Source organism: Methanococcus vannielii SB, assembly GCF_000017165.1.
Lineage (GTDB): Archaea > AGJL01 > Methanococci > Methanococcales > Methanococcaceae > Methanococcus > Methanococcus vannielii.
In genome coordinates, this window is record NC_009634.1 from 110,033 (window position 1) to 130,834 (window position 20,802).

Annotated in this window: 20 protein-coding genes; 11 read left to right on the top strand and 9 right to left on the bottom strand. The window is 29.8% G+C overall.

All coding sequences use genetic code 11. The annotated features are described in order from the left end of the window. Positions 1-195: 195 nt before the first annotated feature. The 5 genes from MEVAN_RS00520 to MEVAN_RS00535 all read right to left on the bottom strand — a co-directional run bounded on the left by MEVAN_RS00520 (position 196) and on the right by MEVAN_RS00535 (position 4,871). A complete protein-coding gene (locus MEVAN_RS00520; RefSeq protein WP_011971918.1) occupies positions 196-501 on the bottom strand; it encodes a hypothetical protein in 306 nt (101 codons plus the stop codon). Between the two features lie 465 nt (positions 502-966). Further along, positions 967-1,839, bottom strand: coding sequence for an ATP-binding protein (locus tag MEVAN_RS08760; RefSeq protein ID WP_052290592.1), 873 nt, complete (start codon positions 1,837-1,839; stop codon positions 967-969). Continuing rightward, positions 1,808-2,479, bottom strand: coding sequence for an AlbA family DNA-binding domain-containing protein (locus tag MEVAN_RS08765; protein ID WP_052290593.1), 672 nt, complete (start codon positions 2,477-2,479; stop codon positions 1,808-1,810). Before MEVAN_RS08765 ends, MEVAN_RS08760 begins: the two co-directional genes overlap by 32 nt. Before the next feature lie 284 nt (positions 2,480-2,763). Further along, a complete protein-coding gene (locus MEVAN_RS00530) occupies positions 2,764-3,600 on the bottom strand; it encodes a DUF4435 domain-containing protein (RefSeq protein ID WP_011971919.1) in 837 nt (278 codons plus the stop codon). Beyond that, positions 3,600-4,871 (bottom strand): AAA family ATPase, encoded by a 1,272-nt coding sequence (locus tag MEVAN_RS00535; RefSeq protein WP_011971920.1) that lies wholly within the window; start codon positions 4,869-4,871, stop codon positions 3,600-3,602. The genes MEVAN_RS00530 and MEVAN_RS00535 overlap by 1 nt, the downstream gene beginning before the upstream one ends. A 786-nt stretch (positions 4,872-5,657) precedes the next feature. Between MEVAN_RS00535 and MEVAN_RS00540 the strand changes: the two genes are divergently transcribed. From MEVAN_RS00540 to cmr6, 7 genes are all read left to right on the top strand, one after another. Beyond that, positions 5,658-6,017, top strand: coding sequence for a hypothetical protein (locus tag MEVAN_RS00540; protein ID WP_011971921.1), 360 nt, complete (start codon positions 5,658-5,660; stop codon positions 6,015-6,017). Positions 6,018-6,305: 288 nt separating this feature from the next. After that, positions 6,306-7,319, top strand: coding sequence for a hypothetical protein (locus MEVAN_RS00545; protein WP_011971922.1), 1,014 nt, complete (start codon positions 6,306-6,308; stop codon positions 7,317-7,319). Continuing rightward, positions 7,316-8,902 (top strand): type III-B CRISPR-associated protein Cas10/Cmr2, encoded by a 1,587-nt coding sequence (gene cas10 / locus MEVAN_RS00550; protein ID WP_011971923.1) that lies wholly within the window; start codon positions 7,316-7,318, stop codon positions 8,900-8,902. Before MEVAN_RS00545 ends, cas10 begins: the two co-directional genes overlap by 4 nt. Beyond that, complete coding sequence (locus MEVAN_RS08770; protein ID WP_011971924.1) at positions 8,902-9,990, top strand: type III-B CRISPR module-associated protein Cmr3; 1,089 nt, start codon at positions 8,902-8,904, stop codon at positions 9,988-9,990. Before cas10 ends, MEVAN_RS08770 begins: the two co-directional genes overlap by 1 nt. Position 9,991: 1 nt before the next feature. Next, positions 9,992-10,813 carry a type III-B CRISPR module RAMP protein Cmr4 gene (gene cmr4, locus MEVAN_RS00560; protein ID WP_011971925.1) on the top strand — a complete coding sequence of 274 codons (822 nt, stop codon included), beginning with the start codon at positions 9,992-9,994 and terminating at the stop codon, positions 10,811-10,813. Positions 10,814-10,834: 21 nt separating this feature from the next. After that, the gene (locus MEVAN_RS08775) at positions 10,835-11,224 is read left to right on the top strand and encodes a type III-B CRISPR module-associated protein Cmr5 (protein ID WP_011971926.1); all 390 of its coding nucleotides are present in this window, start codon (positions 10,835-10,837) and stop codon (positions 11,222-11,224) included. Further along, positions 11,214-12,218, top strand: a complete 1,005-nt coding sequence (cmr6, locus tag MEVAN_RS00570; RefSeq protein WP_011971927.1) for a type III-B CRISPR module RAMP protein Cmr6 — start codon at positions 11,214-11,216, stop codon at positions 12,216-12,218. Before MEVAN_RS08775 ends, cmr6 begins: the two co-directional genes overlap by 11 nt. Here the strand turns inward: cmr6 and MEVAN_RS00575 are convergent, their stop codons facing one another. Genes MEVAN_RS00575 through MEVAN_RS00585 form a run of 3 tightly spaced genes read right to left on the bottom strand, consistent with a single transcriptional unit; the run spans position 12,219 to position 15,583 of the window. Beyond that, positions 12,219-14,126 (bottom strand): CorA family divalent cation transporter, encoded by a 1,908-nt coding sequence (locus MEVAN_RS00575; RefSeq protein ID WP_011971928.1) that lies wholly within the window; start codon positions 14,124-14,126, stop codon positions 12,219-12,221. It lies immediately after the preceding gene. Positions 14,127-14,150: 24 nt separating this feature from the next. After that, positions 14,151-14,903 carry a hypothetical protein gene (locus MEVAN_RS00580; protein ID WP_011971929.1) on the bottom strand — a complete coding sequence of 251 codons (753 nt, stop codon included), beginning with the start codon at positions 14,901-14,903 and terminating at the stop codon, positions 14,151-14,153. Positions 14,904-14,932: 29 nt separating this feature from the next. After that, complete coding sequence (locus MEVAN_RS00585; protein WP_011971930.1) at positions 14,933-15,583, bottom strand: CRISPR-associated endonuclease Cas6; 651 nt, start codon at positions 15,581-15,583, stop codon at positions 14,933-14,935. Positions 15,584-15,706: 123 nt separating this feature from the next. On the opposite strand from MEVAN_RS00585, the gene cas1 reads away from it, so the two are divergent. Next, entirely contained in the window at positions 15,707-16,675 is a 969-nt protein-coding gene (cas1, locus tag MEVAN_RS00590) for a CRISPR-associated endonuclease Cas1 (protein WP_011971931.1), read from the top strand. 6 nt (positions 16,676-16,681) lie between these two features. Next, positions 16,682-16,972 carry a CRISPR-associated endonuclease Cas2 gene (cas2, locus tag MEVAN_RS00595; RefSeq protein ID WP_011971932.1) on the top strand — a complete coding sequence of 97 codons (291 nt, stop codon included), beginning with the start codon at positions 16,682-16,684 and terminating at the stop codon, positions 16,970-16,972. Between the two features lie 858 nt (positions 16,973-17,830). On the opposite strand, the gene MEVAN_RS00600 is transcribed toward cas2, so the two are convergent. Continuing rightward, on the bottom strand, positions 17,831-19,618 hold the full coding sequence (locus MEVAN_RS00600) for an AAA family ATPase (protein WP_048059108.1): 1,788 nt from the start codon (positions 19,616-19,618) through the stop codon (positions 17,831-17,833). A 487-nt stretch (positions 19,619-20,105) separates the two neighbouring features. On the opposite strand from MEVAN_RS00600, the gene MEVAN_RS00605 reads away from it, so the two are divergent. Both MEVAN_RS00605 and MEVAN_RS00610 read left to right on the top strand, forming a co-directional pair. After that, positions 20,106-20,489: a hypothetical protein gene (locus MEVAN_RS00605; RefSeq protein ID WP_048059109.1), complete on the top strand. Its 384-nt coding sequence runs from the start codon at positions 20,106-20,108 to the stop codon at positions 20,487-20,489. A 39-nt stretch (positions 20,490-20,528) separates the two neighbouring features. Further along, the gene (locus tag MEVAN_RS00610) at positions 20,529-20,792 is read left to right on the top strand and encodes a hypothetical protein (RefSeq protein ID WP_011971934.1); all 264 of its coding nucleotides are present in this window, start codon (positions 20,529-20,531) and stop codon (positions 20,790-20,792) included. Positions 20,793-20,802: the final 10 nt, after the last annotated feature.

Genomic DNA, 20,802 nt, shown 5'->3' on the forward strand with positions numbered 1-20,802 from the left:
ATTTAAAACATTTTATGGGATAATTCTGAACAGGTGACTTTCAATGGATAAAAATGATGAAAATTTAGACATTTATGAATAAATAGAACCTGAATTAAGACCGGAATTCATTGAAAAAATAGAAAGATTAAAAAGGAAAATTTATAAAAATCGAAGATTTTGCTAAACATTATGGGTTAAAATAGATTTTTAGTTTTAAATTCGTAAACTTTCCAATAATGCTTGTTCAAGACCAAATAAATCAACATCATTTCTCGTCAAAGTTCCCCTTTTTAATAAATTAATCATTTTATTGCATTTTTTATCTATTAGTTTGATATGATTCTCGGATACGAGTCTTTGTGGAACAGTATTAAAATAATAGTTTTCTTTCAAATATTTTTTTGTTATGGGAAACATTTTTAAAATTAAAAAAACGCCCTCTTGACCACCTATTTTATATATTGAACCATCTTTATTTCGTATAATGTGATATCCGTCACAAAACCCTCTTTTTTCCACTTAACGTTCTATCTTAGGTTCATATGTTTTGATTTTAGTAGATAACGGAATTAACCAAGGTAATCCTGTTTTTTTATCTTCAACGGATAGTAAAAAGGCCTACATTCTAATTTATTGTCCATAAACTGACAATTTAGAAAATTTTTATAATCTGTGAAAAACTCGTCTTTAACGGTATAAAAATAGTTTTCTGATACTATCATGATTTATCCTGATTAGTAAATATGTTGTGATATCCAGCTCCGACCCGCATTTTATTAGTCGGATTACGGGTTACCGACAGAAAGATCCGGCCCGCATTTTATTAGTCGGATTACGGGTTACCGACAGAATGCTGGATATCACTAGTTATGTACAAGTATAGACTTGTTTTGAAACTATAAATATATTTTAGTTAAATTTTAAGTTTAGACTGAATGAGCCCTTAATTCAAACGATTATTCCTTGTGAAAATTTATAAATTAATTATCCATTTGATAGATCATTCAATAATTTTAAACCTTTTTTAGTAATTCGATATTTTTGTTTTGAACTTGTTATTTTATCAGGAATTGTTAATTCAATTAAGTTATTTTCCAATAAATTTGAAATTGCCTGTTTGAATCGTTTAGTTCTAGACTTCAACCCTATTTCAGACAATATTTCCGAACTCGACATTTCAATATCTTTTACTACGAGTAGTATTTCATCTTCAGCCCGGGTCTTGACTTGGGTCTTGACTTGGGTCTTAGCTTGGGTCTTTTTTATATCCTCAATAAATTCTGGATGAATTCTTAGCCGGGCGATAAATTGTGTTCTTTCATCATCAGTTATAAATTCAGGTTCCGGGGATCCATTGTTTTTTAAAGCATGTCTTATCTTCCTAAAACCTGTATTTTTACCTTCTGTAAGTTTAAATTCTTTTAAAAAGTCACCAATTCGCCTATTTCTATACCTTTTAGAAATAACAATATCATCATTAAGATTATATTTATTTAGTGGTGGAAGTGGTCCCGGATAACTTATTATATCAATTCGATCCGTTTCAATTCTAATTTCAATTGGTGCATCGATTTCGTAACTTTTATGATATACTGCGTTTACGAGTGCTTCTTCAATTGCTTCAAAGGGATAAGAATAAATTCGTTTTGATTCTGCGATTCCCGGGATTTTTTGAACTCTTTCACGAATTGCTATGCTTTTTATATAATTTAGTGAAAGCCGTATCTGTGAAACCAAATCTCCATCAAACACATCTTCATCAAATTTATCGCCAATTTCATCGTAAAATACAGTAACTTCAATCCACGGTGTTTTGATGAATTTTTTAGGATTTGTTGAAAAAAAGCAGTAAACCAATGTTTTTTGGTTTCAAATATTCTTTTGGCCCATCTACGATATTTAGGCTTTTACATAACTCTTCAAATTTCAAAATTTCTGGATCAAGATTAGAATTTATTTCTTTTAAATATTGTTTAATTAAATGTAAATTTAAATCATTAATTGACGCTTTATGGTTTATCTGATCATCATATGGAATTTGATTAGACATTCCAATTAATTCTTTTTCATCTTCATGTTTTGCGATAACAGTTGATGAGTTTCGCCTGATGTAATATTTATATTCTGAATTTTTACCGAGACTTGTTGGTGCCTTATATGGTCTTGCAGGACCTCCAGGGCAGGCTATAACCAATACTGTCTTATTTTTGTAAATTATGGGTTCTACTACTGGAAAATATGGATAATGGATTTTATTGGATAAACCAATCATTTTTTTCAAAATAGTATCAATTTCAGAAGGATTTACTCCGATAACTTCTTTTGTTTTGTCGTGAATCCCGATTATAATATATCCGCCGCCCCAATTGTTAAAATCATTTGCAAATGCACACATTGTATGCATAACATCCTCTGGATTAAATCCCCGTTTTAATTCTAACCGTTCTTCTTCGATTAAATTAGTTTCAAGTAATTGAGATATTGGGATAGGCAGCATTTTTTAAGTCCCCAAAAGTATTCCCCTTATTAAATCTTAAAATCTATTATTTTAATGAATATATAAAAAGTCTTCTTTTAATGTCGATTTAATAGTAAAAAAGCGAATTTATTTAAAGAATTTGGCAGTATTTACTCTCTTTTCGGATATTCGATTAATTAATCCTTTTTAATTTCTAATTGCTTAAAAAATCAAAAAAGTTAATTATTATAATATTGCTAACTGTTAATGAAACATTTTTGGCTAATTATATTGAAAACTGTCTGAAAATTGATTTATACGAATTATTCCTTTAGAATTTTCATGCCCCAAATAACCTCTAAAACTTTAAGTTTTTTGTACATTTTTGTACTTTTAAATTCTTCGTAAGAATATGAAAGTCTCAGGGTTCCATCAAGGATAAGTTCATTAATATGTTCTCCCCTTTTGTTTCCATACTTTTCTTTGAATAAAATACTCAAAGCTTCTACGAGATCGTGTCCAAATGAAATTTGAAACGGATCATAGCTTTTGGACTGGAATAACGAAAGTATATTGGGGAGAATATTGTCTACAGTTAGCCCATAAGCATAGTTACTATTTTTAAGAACTAAATCAAGGTAAGATTTTAAATCAAAGCCCAAGTTTTGGTCCATGAATTGTTTAAGTTTTATTTCCCTGTATCTTAAATATTTTCGATTTTTCAAAGACCAGAGTTTTGCACAGCCCACTTTTTTTGTAATGTCGAATGCTTTGTTTAATATGTCGTTTTTAGAGTATCTTTTTAGCCCGAATTCTTCATAAATTCGGTCAAAACATTCTGAATTTATTATTAATGTTTCAAGGTCGTGAGTGTCTGTTATAATAATTCCGTCTTCAGTTGGCGCATTATTTAAAATATGGGATAAATCTGCATCCACTATCACAAAAATTCCTTTAAATTCTTTTTTAGCTTTTTTAAATACATTTAATACATTAGTTTTCCCATAACAGTCGATTGTATCTATTTCGTCCAAATTTAAAAATTTTTCATAAACTCTAATGTCAGTACTCCCTTCAAAAAGAGCAGGTATTTTTTTGTGTGCTCTTCTAGCCATCTTGATGCCGTTTAATACATCATCATCAGTCAGATGCTTTCGCACTAGAAATCACCTTCAAAATATTCTTCATCCTCTTCATCGTCACCAAGTCCCACGGTTAAATCCCATCGGTTGTGGATAATTTGTGGGGAATGTGTTGCAATTATTATTTCAAAATTTTTAATGGCATTTATTTCAATTAAATCCCTTAAAAACTGCTGCTGCCATGAAACGTGAAGTGAAAGTTCCGGTTCATCGATTAAAACGACTGAATTAGCATTTATATTAAACAATAATTCGTAGAGTAAAATTATTTCATGCTGCTCCCCTGAAGAAAGGTTTGAAGGAGTTAATATTTTGCCATTTGAACTTTTAAAGACGAATCCTTCTTTTTGGTCAATTACCAATTCTTTATCTATGAATTTCGAATTTACCATCCGTTTTAATAATTCAAGTTTTACAGACAGGTCTTCAAATACGTCAAGTTTTTTATTTGCATCCCTTAAATAAACTGAAAACAGGTCCCTATCGCTTTCATCAATTTTTAAATTATTTAAATCAAATTCTTCATCAGGATCAATTATCGCATCATCATTTGGATCCAAAATACCCAAATTTACAAATTTTTCACGTCTTTTATCGAGATTTACGAGTTCCTCAGTAATTTTTTCTGAAGACAGCCGGTTTTCGATGCTGCAACGAATCACATTTATCGGGAAATTTTTATTCAACTGTTCCGAGAGGTTACCGTATTTTTTAAGTCTTTCTTCGATTTTTTTAACAAGGTCTTTTGAATACTCTAAAACCGTTAAATCAAGAGATTTTGTTTTTTCGTACTCTGAAATTTTATTCAGCCTGTTTGTGTGGATAAAATAAATCTTACAGGAGTTTAAAAGTTCTTTGAGCCATTCTGGAAATTCTTCTTTTTTTTCACTTAAATTGATATTTTTTAAAACATCAGCCAGATTTGTATCTTTGCTATTTTCAAAATATCCTATAAGTTTTTTCAGATCATCAATATTCGTTTTTGCAGTTAAAAATTTGAAAGAATGGTTTAACTTTTTTGTTTTTGAATAAAAATTGTATTCAATAGAATCATCATTTTTTAAAACGTTTAAAACAGAATTATCTTCAAAATGTACGTTAAATTCTTTGAAAATAAAATTTTTCAGTTTTTCGGGATTATCGTTAAAGCAAGAGTATATCATTTTTAAAAAAGTGGTTTTCCCAATCCCATTTACCCCGTGAATGATTGAAATTCCTTCATCGTTTAGTACAATATCGTGATCGATTGTATCGAAAAGGTTTTTTACAGATATTTGGTTTATTTTCATAATTATCCCGATTCCAATTGTTTTTTATTAAATTAAATAAGGGGAGTTATAATTATTTATATAATTCGTTTTATTTTTTCTAAGAATTTTTGATATCCTGCATATTCTCTATTCTTTTTTTAAATTTCTTTAAAAAATCATTAAACCCCGAATCAAGTCCCCGCGGGCAATTACCAATTATTTTAATGTGAAAACACCATTTACTTTTTCAAATGTCGGGTAAATTGGGGCATAACGTTGTTTTCATTTTGAAATCTTAAAACCAATTATTTTTAAATAAAAACCTGTAAAAATGTTGAAAAATTGATAATTTTTATCCAGTGGTTTTTAAAACTGTAAAAACATGAGGAGATATTCAAAAACATATATATAGAATCGAGTTCATACATGGATGTGCAAACAGTTATACGTGGCTTGAGAAATTTACATTAAAAGGCACGAAATCGGCCCTTGATAGTCGAGTTCTTGTTTTTCAATTTCAGGTTAGTATGTCACGTTTTACGAAAAATAAAAGCTAGATTCAACAGTTAGATTTTTGCCACGGGTAAGAATAATTGATCCACTAAAATAAGGATCAGACGGAAGGGGTACTCCCTCCAATCGAACCATTGGTTCGAGGGACACAAAAATCTATGATTTTTACTGTTTCCAAACCCAATCGAATCTTCAATTCAATTAAAGGGAGTTTTGCAAATGCATTGCATTTGTAAAATTATGGAAAGCCATGCTTTCCACCTATTCTAAGAACCGTAGGTTCTGAATCTAAAAATTAGGAAGTGATTATTTTTGAAATATGTAATTTCTTTTGGAACCGTACCTGGATACGGTTCAAATGACGGATCAGTAGTGGCTGAAAAAGTTGCTGAAGATTTAAAAAACATATTATTTAAAATACAAGAAAAAACCGAAGTTTATCCTTCAGGTGTTTTATCACTTGGAAAAGCGATATATTCAACAGAATGGGGCTGCCCGATAGGCGGTGAGGATATATTTGTATATTCTGGTTCACATAACCCTGAATTTTCAGACATTGAAAAATGGCAGGATGCAGTTTTGTTACTCGCAAAAGAAATTAAATCCCATTTTAAACAGTCAACAGTTACAATAGACTGGATAGAATCAAAAATAACTTATTTAAAAGACTGATTTTTTTCAAATTTTTATTTGACATCGTTAATGAAATTTAAATTTATGAAATACTCTTTTTTTAAATTATGTTTTAGAAACCAATAAATTGTCAAATAAAATCAAAATTATTATATACCTTAAAACTCACATTAATATTGCTAAATACGAAAAATTACCAGAGGGGGTGGTTTGACGTACAGTTAATATTTTCGAGAAAATTTTAGGGTATTAAGATTTCTATCTGAATTTAAATAAAATATTGGTTTATCCAAATTTTTAAAATTATAAAATTTAAGAGGGGTATTTTTGCCTAAATTAGAAATTACATTAAAACAGCACACTCCGATGATCCATTTTCAGCATGATCAAGCGGGTGCAACTTTAAGGGCTACTGAATTGAAGCCAAAACTCGATAAATTTTTGATAAAATACGTTTTTAATGATTCTAAAGAAAAATATAAAGAATATTTAATAAATGGGACTGAAAAAGCATTAAATTATAAGGTAAAAATTTCTTCAGAAGGCTGGAGGCAGGGGGAAATCCAAAAATACGAAAAAGAGTACGACGCATACTTTGGAGATTTACCCGGGCTAACTCTTTGTGATTCTGTAACGTTATGTTTTTTTTCTTATGATAAAGAACTACTTAAAAATATAGAAAAGATATTAAATCCTTTTTTCGCCGTGACAAATTTTGGGACAAGACAAAACAAAGGTTTCGGTTCTTTTTACCCCGAAGGTGCAGAATACGAGTTTGAAAAGGATTTTAAAGAGTTTTTTAAAGACCGATTATTATTCGAGAAACATGAACGAACAGAGGAACAGTGCCTGATAAAAATAAATAAAAATTATAATTCAATGAAATCGGGATTAAATGGCGAAAACTCATTCTTAGTTGAATATTCAAAGACAAAAAACTTTTCTGGGGAAAAAAAACTAACCAATATGTTATCAAAGGGCTATGTTCAAAACGTACCTGGCAATGAGAAATACCTCCGTGCAATGCTTGGTTTAGCTGAAAATTATTCATATGATAATGGGAACACTACTGTAACTATCAAATCCACTCGTGAAAATGATGAAAAAATAGACCGTTTTAAATCCCCGATAACATTTAAGGTCATCAATAAAACGATATATGTGATTCCTGAAGAAATTCCTGAAGAAATGTATGACGCAGAATTTGAATTTAAAAATGGAAATAAATATATGCGATTAAAAACACCGTCCAAAAATGAATTTAACTTAGCTGAATTCTTAAAATCAGAAGAGTACGGTTTGGTAAGTTTAGGATATACAAAAATAGGTGGGGACAAATGACTAAATATATCGGGCTTACGATCGGGCCAATTTACGAAACATTGAATAATGCCAAAAAAACGGGTGCACTATGGGGTTCAAGTTATATTTTTTCATATATCATGAAAAATATAATCAAAGAGTTTAAAGAGCGGGAAATAATCGTTCCATATTGTGTAAATGAAGGAAAAGAATATGAAAAATATTATGAAAAAGAACTCGGTGCAGGGGTATTTCCAGACCGATTTATTTTCAAATCCGAAAATAGGGACTACGAAAAACTTGAAAATATAATTGATAAATTATTAAACAAAATTTCAGAAAGTATTTGGGAGGATATCCAAAAATCGGGATACAAAAATCTGGATAATACTAAAATATCCGAGTTTTTAAAACAATATTTTAAAATTTATTATCTTGAAAAAGACGTGCCTAATGGAAAAAATCCGATATTTGAGTTAAACAAATATTTGGATGTTTTAGAGTTACAGCCAAAATATGTTACCCAATCTAATATTTATACAAAAGAAGAAAAAGTCTTTGAAAACCCATTGGAACTATTTTTTCACAATAGAATAATAAAAGAGAGTTTTTTAGCCGAAGATTGTTTTAAATCTGAAACCGACGATTCTAAAGATTTTAGTAGATGGATCAAATCTATTCCTGAACTTGCATCAGCAGAACTAAAAATAACTAACCCTGATGAATATATAAAACTAGAAGAACTTTCAAATCCGAAAAATTTCACTGATGATAACGATTTGGAAAAAAAGATTTACAGTAACTTAAAAAAATACCCCAAATACTTAAAGTATTATGCTGTAGTTCAGGCTGACGGCGACAATATGGGAAAAATTATTTCTAAACTTAATTCCGCCGATGATTTTAATAATTTTTCGAAAAAGCTATTTGAATATGCTGTAGATTCATCTAAACTAATAAAAGAATACGGGGGACTGCCAATTTTTGCAGGTGGTGATGATCTTTTATTTATTGCACCTGTAAAAAACGGAGAAAAAACCATTTTTGATTTAGTTGGTGACATAGATAACCGTTTTGAAGAAATTTTTGATGTTGAGATAAAAGATCCTGAAATATCACCGTCTCCTTCGCTTTCATACGGCATTTCAATTAATTACTACAAACACCCGCTTTACGAAGCCCTTTCTAATGCAAGAACTCAACTTTTCGGAGTTGCAAAAGAATATTCAGGTAAAAATGCAGTTGCGGTAAACGTTAGAAAACACAGTGGTCAGACATTTGATTTGTGTTTCGGAAAAAATAAAGAATCGTATAAAAAATTTAATGAATTATTGAATGTAACTTTGAAAAATTCTGAAGAAAGTGAAAAAATACTAAATTCAATAAAATTCAAACTTTCAAACGAAAAGGCCATTGTAGACGAAATAGGGAAGGATGAAATCAAATTAAAAAATTACTTTGAAAATTCATTTAAAAAAGATATTCATAAAAATTCTGATTTGAATAAAATTATTTCTTACGTGAATGGTGTTTACGGGGACGAACTTAAAGACCCGATTAAAAAGATAGACGCTTCCTTGCGGTTTTTAAGTTTCTTAAATGAAAAAATGGGGGCGGAATAATGTCGAATTATTTGGTAAAATTGACTCCGATAGATAGGTATTTTTTTGGCGGGAATGAAACATTTGGGGATGGAAAAAATACGAATTATTTCGTTAGGTCTAAAGAATTTCCCCAACAGACAAGTCTTCTTGGAATGATAAAAAAGGAAATTTTAATCATTACTGGAGTTTATAAAGAAGATTTTAAAGAATATAGGGAAAAAGAATTGGAAAACACCATTGGAAAAACCTTTAAATTGTCCGATTCAAATCAAAATCACGGAATAATAAATTCTATTTCTCCGTTATTTTTGCTTGATAATGAAAATAACATATATTATAAAGCACCCCTCGACTATGGGCTGACTTTTGTAAAATCTGACGGTAAATGTAATTTTGGAAATACTGAAAAAGAGTATTTACCTTTTTTTGAAAATTACGATGCTAAAAAAGGCCTTCCAAACAAAATACTTTCTACTAAAATCTTGTCAAATAGAACAGATTATGAACTGTCGGAAATTTTTAAAGAGGATGTTAGAATTGGAATAAATAGAAAGAATGGGGAAGAAGATGGATTTTATAAACAAATATTCTACAGGCTAAAAGAAGGACTTTCTTTTGCATTCGTTCTGAATATTGATGAAAATAATGAACATGCAAAAAAATTTAAAATTGAAAATGACAGTCACAAAAACGTTTGTTATATTGGTGCGGATTCTTCAGGCTTTAAACTCGAAATAAAAGAAATTAATGACCCATCCAGTTATATTATGAAAAATTTTACTGAGAATGATATTCAAAAAGGCGAAACTTCCTCAAAAAAATTTAAAAGACTTTTGCTTGTTTCTGATACATTCTTAAAAGAAGAAGATTATTGTGAAATTTTAAATCTTTCTGAATTTATTATTGGAGAAACGGAAAAATTTAGAAACATGGATACGAAATCCAATAAAAAATCTGAAAAATATGTTTTCTTAAAACGAAGTTCAGTAATCTATTCAAAAACTGAAAATTCAGAAAAAATCAAGGAAAAAATAGAAAACGGATCAAAATGCTACGAAAATCTAAATAAAATAGGGTATAACGTTTTAAAAATTTTGGGTGAGTAAAATGGATGTTAAAAAAGAACTATACATAATAGAAGCAATTACAAACATGCACGTAGGCAGCGGGGATGCCAATTTTGGAATAATCGATAAAACAGTGCAAAGAGATGTTTTAACGGGTTTTCCAGCAATATATTCTTCAAGTTTAAAAGGTTCGTTAAGAGATTACTTTGTTGGTTTAAAATCTGAAAAAACTGGCATAAATGACCTTATAATCGATCATATTTTTGGAAAAGAAGGGAACAATGAAAACGGAAGTATTCAAGGAAAATATAAATTTTTCGAAGCAAAACTTCTTGGACTTCCTGTTAGAAGCAATAAAAGACCATATTTAATTGCAACGTGTCCACAAATTTTAAATGATTTTTTAGAATCTGCAAAAATTTTCGCATCTGAATTATCTAATGAAATAAGTGATTTAGGAACTATTGATTTATTGAACGGGGAAATTTTTGTTAATGGCAAAATTGATGACGAAATTATCGAAGGACATAAAGTTGAATCGAGTGCAAATTTATGGGAGAATTTAGAGAAACTTCTTGGGAATGATTTTGTAATATTTAGCAATGAAAAATTTATGGAAATATGTGCTGAACTTCCGGTAATTGCAAGAAACAAACTTGACAATGGCGAAAGTAAAAACCTATGGTACGAAGAGATAATTCCAAGAAAAACAAAATTTTATTTTGGCGTTGATCTCGGTAGTGGTGAGTACAACAATAAATTTACAAAAAATATCGATGATAAAATTGTTCAAATTGGCGGAAATGCAACAATTGGTTATGGATTTGCTAAATTAGAGAACTTAAGTAAAGTATTGAAATAAAAAACTTAAATTGGGGATAAAATGGGTAAAAAAGAAATTGAAAAATATATTCCACAAGCACTTCAACTTATAGGTGAACACATCGCTTCAAACGGAAAGGTAGATAATGAATATTCTGGTTATATTTCATCATTTGGAGCTTCAATAATCCAGTCAGGATTAATTCCCGCAGTTGCTTTTTACAGCCAGCCTGGAAAAGAAGGTAATGTCAAAGATAATAGAAATAAATTAATGAATGTTATTTACTGTCTAATCCATGAAAAAGATAATTGTGACAATAAACTTTTGAATGACGTTATTTCGGGTACAGTATCTAAAGAAGAAGTACTTGATGCTGCAATAGCAACAAAACTTGCACTCAGGACATTTGAACGTGTTGAACCTAAAAAAGGCGAAAACAATGACAAATGATTCAAACTACGTCGGAAACATTGGTTATTACTACCAAAAACTCCAATTTTTAGGAAACGAAGGGGAAAAGAAAGAATGGGGAGAGATTTCAAAAGGAAAAGATAATCGGGATAAAATCGAAACGTTGAAAAAAGAAATCGAAACAAACGAGGAAAAACTTAAAAAAATTTCATTTCATTTTGAAAATGAAAAGATATTGAACTATAAACCAGAACACAATAACTACGACTTAAAGGAAATAAAAATTGAACGATTAATATTTAAAACAACTTATCCTGGACTTTTGGTTGGTTCAGGTTTAAACCATGAAGTGGGTGCAGATGAATTTAAACTCGGATTTTCATTTGATTACACGTCAGGACTTCCAGTAATCCCAGGATCATCAGTAAAGGGGGTTTTGAGAAGTGCATTTCCAAATGACGAAAAAGATCCTAAATTTCAATACATAAAAGATAAGTTAGCCACCTTTGGAGTAAATTCTGAAGATATTAACGTTTTAGAATTAAAAAAAGAAATATTTGATGGAATAAAAGAAGAAAATGGCGATAAGAATATTCGATTTAATGAAAGAGATATATTTTTTGATGCCGTTTTAACCGATAATAACAATGATAAACATATATTTGGGGAAGACTATATCACACCGCATTCTGATCCACTAAAAAACCCAATTCCCGTGAAATTTTTGAAAATTTTACCTGAAATTGAATTTGAATTCAGATTTTTATTAAATGACAGTAAAGTAAATGATAAAATAACTGCAAACGTTAAAAAAGAATTATTTAAGCAGATTTTATGTGATCTGGGAGTTGGTGCAAAAACTAACGTTGGATACGGAAATCTGATTTCCACAAATTTGTCTTCGAAAAATTTGGACAAAAAAACAGAAAAAAGTGCCGATAAAAAAACAGCCCCTGAAAAAGCAGGTGCCGATGAAACCTCATGGCAAGATGAATATACGAAAAAGACCGGAAAAAAAGTTAAAAATAAATAATTAATCAATTCTTCGTTTAATCTCTTCTATTATTTTAAGTACAGACATGATTGAAATTAAGCTGGTTAATATAAATGCAAAATGACCCGTCAAGAATGAATATGCATAAATCCCCGGAAATATGTGTGTTATTAAACTAAAGGCTGTTGAAATAAGCATTGCAAAAATACAATATGCAATAATAATCAATATGGTGCCGGTTAATTTGGGAGACGTGGTATATTTTTCAGATAATTTTATAAAAAACTCCTTTTTTATATTTTCGCATTCTTTCTTATTTTTAGTATACATTATGTAAACATATCCTATGGCACATAATGGGGCCAGGGTATACATAAAAATCCATGCCCAAACCGACAAATAGCTGGTCGATAAGAAGATAGTATTTACCGTAAAATCCAAGACATTGCTAAATAATGCCCCCGAAGTATTGGACACTACATTTTCTGAAGTGCCTTGGGTAAAATCCACAAAATTCATTCCAAAAAATCCTGTTGCAAGTGCAGGAACTGCTAAAAATGCCCCTAATATGGTTAATAAATTTAATTTTTCATTGGTTTTTTTATCATCCATCAATGTTGCGTACTGATGCAATGAATCGAGTTCCTGATCTAAATCTTTTACATTTTTTTCAATACCCATGCAGTTGCTAAGTAAATTGTATAATTCGATTCCCTGATCTTGTGCAGTAACTTCCCGGTGGTAAATCCTATTGATGAACTGGATGTAATTCTTTTTTAGGTTCCTAATTTTTTCCACAACTGTTGAGGTATTGTCTAGTGCGGAAATGTCAGAAACTTCGTCAGAAAAATTTAAGATTCCGACACGTTGTGCAAGAAGTAATGATATCATTTCATAATATATTGTTTGCATATGTTTTTTAATAATATTTTCAGGAAACCATCCAGAATTGGTTAAACATACAAATGAATATCTCGAAAATCCATACAATGTGGAGTCGTCTATCCATCTGTTGTAAGTATGATTTTCCACTAATGTTGGTAGCATTTCATGACTTTTACAAGATACATCATTTCCATCTACAAATATATATTTGCACCAGTCTTTTGATATTGAATACCCGTAGGTTTCAAGTTTTTTAGATCTACGTTTTAAATTCCGAATCCTGTCATCGTTTTTACACCAGCAAATAGTAAACATCCTGTCATCGATTAATTTTTTAAAGGTGATTTTTCCATCTGAATTTTTATCTTCGGGATTTTCAGCTTTAAAATTATCCCCTAAAATTTTCGTTATTGTTTGTGAAATGTAGTATGGGTCGGCAAAACCGTTTTTTATCGATCCATTAAAATTTTCTTCAATTGTATTATCAGAACATTCGAGTTTTATAGAATTTGCAAGAAAACTTGATTTTGTAGGTAATATGTCACATTTTTTTCCAATGTTTCCAACATATTGGGGATAAATTCTCCGGCCATATTCATTTATTTTTAAGATATCTTCAAATTCAGAGTACTCAGTATTGGATAACTGAAAAGATAAAATTCCAATCCCTGCTTCGTATAGTTTTAATTTTATGGAATCAATGTCTAACTTATACTCTAAGTCCTCTTTAGATTTCTGTTTAACTCGAATGGTATACTTTGGGTTATTCCACTGGTTATACTCATAATTAAAGACACACTGTTTTTTGGAATCATTAGAGTGTTCAGGCATTTCGCTAAACATTGCATTTCTAACATTATCATAAAAGTAAACGTATTCATTATATTCTTCAGAGTTTAGTGTTTTGTAATTCGTATACTTGTAGGACCAATCACTCTTTTTCATTAATTCAATTACTTTTTTAATATCCGTTTTTTCGTCAAAAGTAATTTCTTTATTGCTACTAACAGACCATTTGAATGGAAACATAAATATGTGGTAACTTTTTATATCGTCTGACATGTTAAACCCCTCAATAATTATATCTTAATTCTTTTCGTTGATTTTTGAAATAATATCATTTAATAACTGTTCCGTTATTTTTTCGCCAGATATTCCAAAATAGCCCTCCCCTTGTCCACCAAAGTAAACTTTATCATTCAAAATTTCAGAATATTTTTTTCCTAACAATTTAGCATGTTTTCCATAGTATGTGAGGTTATTTTCCGTATAAATTAAAAGTTTTTCAAATGGGTAGAGTCGATCGACAACCGGTGAGAATTTGGATGTTTTTGATTCAACCAAAATTATTCCATCAATTGTTTTTTTATCTTTTATCGATTCAACTGCCAATTTTTCGTCTTCATCCGTCACCCCTTGCATCATTCTATCAAGTTTTCTGATTTCTGCTATTTCTTCTTTTGTAGCACCAAATTCAATCATCTTTGGAATGTAACCTTTGTCGTTTTCCGCAATCAACAGCTGTTCTCTCGTTAATTTTATATTCAATAATTTTGCAACCTGCTCAATAGCAGCTGGAAAATCAGCTTTTTCATTATGATGATCTATTTCAATTAAATTTTCAATTTCCATATTTGAATCGTTTGTAAGTTCAACCGAGACCAAAGTAGTATTTTTATCATTCAACTTTATTTCAATGTCGTAACTGGCGATATAATCGCTTAACTTTGCGCCCCATGATAAATTTTTATCAATATATTCGATATTATTTTCGTCTAAAATATTTCTAATTTCGACCATTTCAAGGTCGTGTCCGCCCAATAAGAATAGGTATTTCAAATTATTCTCCTCGTTTATCCGTTTTAATTTTAATTAACTTTTTTAACCGTTCCAAATCCCCTAGAAACGCTTTTTCCAAGCCCCAAATAATTAGGAATACTAAAATTACACTCAAAAGTCCCCTTAAATCCAACCATGTTTTTATTTTTAAATTTAACAGTTATTTCGTCCAAATTCAAGTCTGACAATATTCTTTCAGAAACAGTGTGTTCAAATCCTTTTGCCATTGAAAGAATATTTCCTGCCAAAATTCTTTTTAAAAGCTCTTCTTTTTCAAAGTTATCAGAATCGGCATATTTTTTAAAATTTTCCTGATTTATCGGCATCCAAGGTACTTTAAATTCGTAAGTATTCATTTTTGATATTCCAAACTCTGCTTTTTCATTTATCACTTCGATTTTAGAAATATAGGTTTTTCCATCCACGTCAATGGAATCTTCGTTAACTGCGGTTTCTTTTAATAAAATGGCCCCTTCAGAAATTCCGACTAAATGGGGAATTTTATCGATTACCTTATACTGGATTTTTGGATAGCCGTACAAAAATGATTTATTTTCGTGATTGTGAAACATCAATTCGCTTGAATACTTGTTTGCAAAGTAACCCCTAACTTTTTGGCTATCGCTCATTTTAAGTCTTAAATCCGGATATTTTATAATTAAATAATCTAAAACTGCCATAAAATTCCTCTTATGATTGTTAAATTCGATTTAAATCTATAAATTTTTTAAATGTCGTTAAATATATAATTATTGGAATTTTTTTACAGAACTGCTTTTTTTTAACTAAGGGAGGATGAAAATTTGAAGTGTGTAGTAAATAAGTACGGATCTAAAATATCGAAATCTGGAAACAGGATCGTGATTGAAAGTAAAGACGGGGTTTTTGAAAGTTCAATAGAAAATATAGAACAGGTTTTGATATGCGCACCTTCATCGATTACAACGGAGTTTTTGGAGCTTTCGGTGAAAAACAACGTTGATGTTGTGTTATTAAATAAATATGGAAAACCGGTTGGTAGATTTTTTGGAAATGGTATTGAAAAAACTGCTTTAAAACGAAAGCAGCTTAAATTAACAGAAAATTGGGCAGGAATTTCTATTATAAAGGAATTTTTATCCGAAAAAATTGAAAACCAAATTGAACACTTGAACAATATTTCAAAAGAAAACATTTCAGAGGGTAGTCTTTCTAAATCCATTTCTAAAATCAACAAGTCGAAAAATATGCTTTTGGAAATTAAGGGGGAAAATATCGCTGAAATTAGGGATCAAATACAGGGACTCGAAGGTTCAGTAAGCAAAATTTATTTCAGGGTGCTTTCAAAATCGCTTCCGAAAAAATACCAATTTAACGGGCGAAGCAGAAAACCTGCAAAAGACTACTTCAATTGCATGTTAAATTACGGATACGGAATGCTTTATTCGGAAATTGAAAAGATATGCATAATTTCTGGAATTGATCCCACAATTGGAATTTTACATACTGATGGGCAGAACCGGAAATCTTTTGTTTTTGACTACATTGAAAAATATAGAAATATTATAGATAAAATCGTTTATGAATCGTTTTTAAATGAAACTATCAAAGAAAATTTCTTTAAAGAAGTTGAAAGAGGATATTTGCTCGATGAAGAGGGTAGAAAACATATTATTTCAAAGTTTAACGGTTATTTAAACATGAAGGTTAAAAAATACGGTAAAACATATACTATGGCGGATGTTATGCAGAAAGATGCATATAAACTCTCAGAACGAATTTTAAGGAGTTAAGAGAGAATGATTTATTTTTTGATATATGATATATCGGGAAACAAGGCACGAAATAGGGTCATAAATTACTCAAAAAATATCGGGTTATATCGAATTCAGAAAAGTGTTTTTTCTGGAAACACGTCGATAGAAAATATTAACGTTTTAAAAGAAAAAATACGTAAAACTATCGATTTAGAGACTGATTCAGTCTTTATTTTTGGAGTTAGTAAAGATCAGATGGATAAATTTGAAGTAATTGGGCAGGATTTTGACCGGGAATTGATAAACGGAGAAATTACTACAAAATTCCTGTAAATTTATCGGATTTAGCAATAGTAACAAATATCAACCCGTTATTTCAAAAACAGGGCGTTTATATTAGTAATAATATATACTTAAAAAATAATAACGTGTAGTTGGGAGAATTATTACATAATTTAATTCAGGGGTTTTTAAAAGGTATTCTTACATAAAAACAGTTTTTAACCAAAAAATCTGCTAACAAAGTGTTTATATCCATATTTATCTTTAAAAAATATGTAAAGCAAATCAAAAACTATATATAATTTTTCCGCTCATAAATTAAGTTAAATAAAAAGCAAATACATACCCGAAACAAGAATAAAGTCTTTAAAATGTGATTTTCTAAAAAGACGTTGTTTTAAAATCTAACCGATTTTAAAGGGCTTTTGAAGAAATGAAGCATTTTTAGAAAAATAAAATTTTTGCTAAGGATACGAAACGTTGATCCATCAAAACAAGGATTGAGACCATTTGTAGCATAACAGACGTATTGATTACCTCTATCATACGAAACGTTGATCCATCAAAACAAGGATTGAGACTCTTTGAATATACCATCTGATGAGTCAGCTAAGATTATACGAAACGTTGATCCATCAAAACAAGGATTGAGACAACGGATATCGATTATATAAGACGATTATATATTGAATACGAAACGTTGATCCATCAAAACAAGGATTGAGGCCTTTCAACCTACGTGTAAAGTACCCATATTCAAATAATTAATAATTCACTAAAAAATGCATTTTAAGATCTAACTATCGTTTAGGAATTAACAAAAAAAACTTTAACTTTTTTCAATATAAACAATTCTCAAAAAACTTATTTGAAAATTAAAAAATAGGGTATAAAATTATTAGGTAATCATTAAGGTTGGTTGAAATATTCAGACGGCAGCAGTATTTTGGATACGTCTTCTTTACAGAAATCTACTTTTTTTACATCCGAAACCCATTCTTTATCCTTATTTACATAATATACTGAAATATCTTCTTCTGTGATTGGATTATTCGGATCCAAAACCAGTTCCTGTAATCGTTTCAAAAGGTATTCGCTATGGGTTTCAATTATCATTTTTGAGCTTTTGTTGTCATTCAATGTTTTGTCAACAAAAAGATCTGCAAGATTGCCGTGGACTGCAGGGTGCAGATGTAGTTCGGGCTGTTCGATTAAATACATATTTTCCCCAGAATCTTTATTTTTAGGGAAATTTACCAGAATCATGGTTAAAATTGGAAGAATTTGCGAAATTCCATATCCCATGTCCACTAAATCATCAGCCTGTCGTGTAGTATTCGCAGATTTGATACTGAAGTTTCCGCTATCATTGTAATCTTCAATAATCAAGTTGCATCCAAGATTTGTCCTTAACCATACATCGATTTTGTGAAAATCATCCGAACCATTCAATTTATCCAGGATGTATGCAGCATTTTCTCCAAGCGGGCCAACTGAATCGGGCACATAATCTATTTCAGGATATATCCGTTCGGGAACTTTTCTAAATGGCCCGATATAATTAACATTGATATTATCAAATTCATTTTTTAATTTATCTATTATTATATGATAAATCCCTAAATTAATGCCTTGATTCAAAAACTGTGCCAGAATGTCAGGGTTTTCATTGAATATCTGTATAAAATCTCCATATTTATCTTTAAATGACTCGAGATTCCTGCATGCAAAGATTGAAAGAACACTTAAGTCTACGCCAAAAATATGTTTTATGAGCTCTTCATAAAATGAATGGATTTTTTCCATTTTATTTGGAATTTCGAAATTTTTTAATAATTCATACGAACTTGATTTTTCAACTGCAGGCAAAAATCCATAAAACGTTAAATCATTTAAATTACATGAATTACCAAGTAATTCTCCACTTTTCGTCTTTTCAGAGTATCTAATAATTAAATTATTATTAGATCGTAATTCAAATTTCGAAACATTCATTTCATCATTTAATGAAAAAATTAAGTCAATGTTTTCCAGAGCTTTTTTTATATTTTTAATTGGGCTGTCCAAACATCTTCTTGATAACCTATCAATATTGTATATCGCGGAATCCAGAAGTTCAGAATATCGTCCCATGACTTCGTCGAGATTTTCAACATCTTCAGAAAAAATTTCCAATAATTTGGCCAGTCCGCGGTTACCTAACTCTTCAAATCGATATATGGTATCAATGTGATGAATTTGGTCGTATAATTCAAAAGGATTATTCAATATCATTTTTTTTGTGGTGTGGCCCATCGGATTTTTTTTAAGTAATTCATATTTATCACAGTCCGGCAGTAGGCCCCAAGATTCTAAATTATTAACAGTATCCCGAATAAATGATTCAATAGCGTTTAAAATATCCATACTTAACAAATTAAGTTTTAAATTAAATTCAATTTCGTTTCCATTTTGAAAATGAGGTATACTTTGAAATCTACCGTAATCAATTAAAGATCCGTTAAATCTTAATGGAATATCACATTCATCGTCGTCTGTAAATGTCTGCCCCATTACTGCAAGAAAGCGTAGTAAACTACTTTTACCAGAATTATTTGGTCCGATAAATATAGTTATTGGTTTTAAATCAATGTTTCCAGTATATTTAAATGATTTAACATTTTTTAATCCAAAAGATAAAATTTCTGCTTCAGACATACACTTTTCATCCCGGTTATACTTATTTAGTATCCAAATCCTATGATTGTCCTCCTTTAAAAACATTGTGTTGTTTTCTTACGTTTTAAAATTTTTTTAAAATTTTTTTCGACAATTTATATATTATTTTTTTAAAAATCATTTTAATCCAAACATTTATATATTACGTCAACATATGTAAAGTTCCTGCATTGCGAGGGGCTTTGCAGGCAATTCGCCCGGTTGGGGCGAATTGAAACCTGGATTTTTAATTATTTTTTAAAGTAATAGCGAATGCTATGTAAATTTTAAAAGGGGGTAAATTATGGAAAATTTTTCAAAAGTTGAATACCTAAATAATGTAAAATGTTCTTTTATTTACGACTATTATTCTGAGAATAGATTTTCGTCAATTAGCGGAGACTATCAAAAAATATGAACACTTGTTGATGAATTTAAAAATGGTAAAAATACAGAAGTAGTTTCAAATTTGGTTTCAGATGTGCTTTTGAAGAATTTTGGTAAAAATTACCTTAAAAAATCAGTGTTTATTCCAATTCCGGCGTCTACGAAATTTAAAACTAAAAATAGGTATGAATTATTTTCTAAACTTGTTTCTAAAAGAACTGGGGTTTATAATGGATTTAACCTAATTGAAAGGACGAGAAATTCGTTTCCAAAACACGGGGGTGGATTTGGGTGCAGCGAATATTTTGCACTGGATTTTAAGGTTTCGAGTTTAAAAAATAGACCTGTAATTTTATTTGATGATCTGTATGTTTACGGTGAAACTATTGATTTTATTTCGAGAAAATTAAAAATGAAGGAGGTAAACCATGTAGAATGTTTGTTTTTAGGTAAAACTATCTTCAATGATTTTTCAAATTCTTAATATCAATTTTAAATTATAGAATTAATTTGGTGGGAATTTATGGTAGATTCAGTAAAATATACGGTCCATATTGATTATAATAAAAATTTGGTTTCAATTCATTCTACAAATTGTTTAGATTACGTAAATTCAAAGAAAAACGGGTTTAATGAAAGTTTATGGCTCGGGCCCTTTGAAACGTTCGAAGAGGCTTGTATAATTTCAGAAAATCATACAGAACATTTAGGATGTTGTAAAAAGTGTATTTCTATCGCAGTTCAAGACATTATTTGTTTTAAAGGGCTTAAGCTGAAAAATAACTAATTTTTTAAAA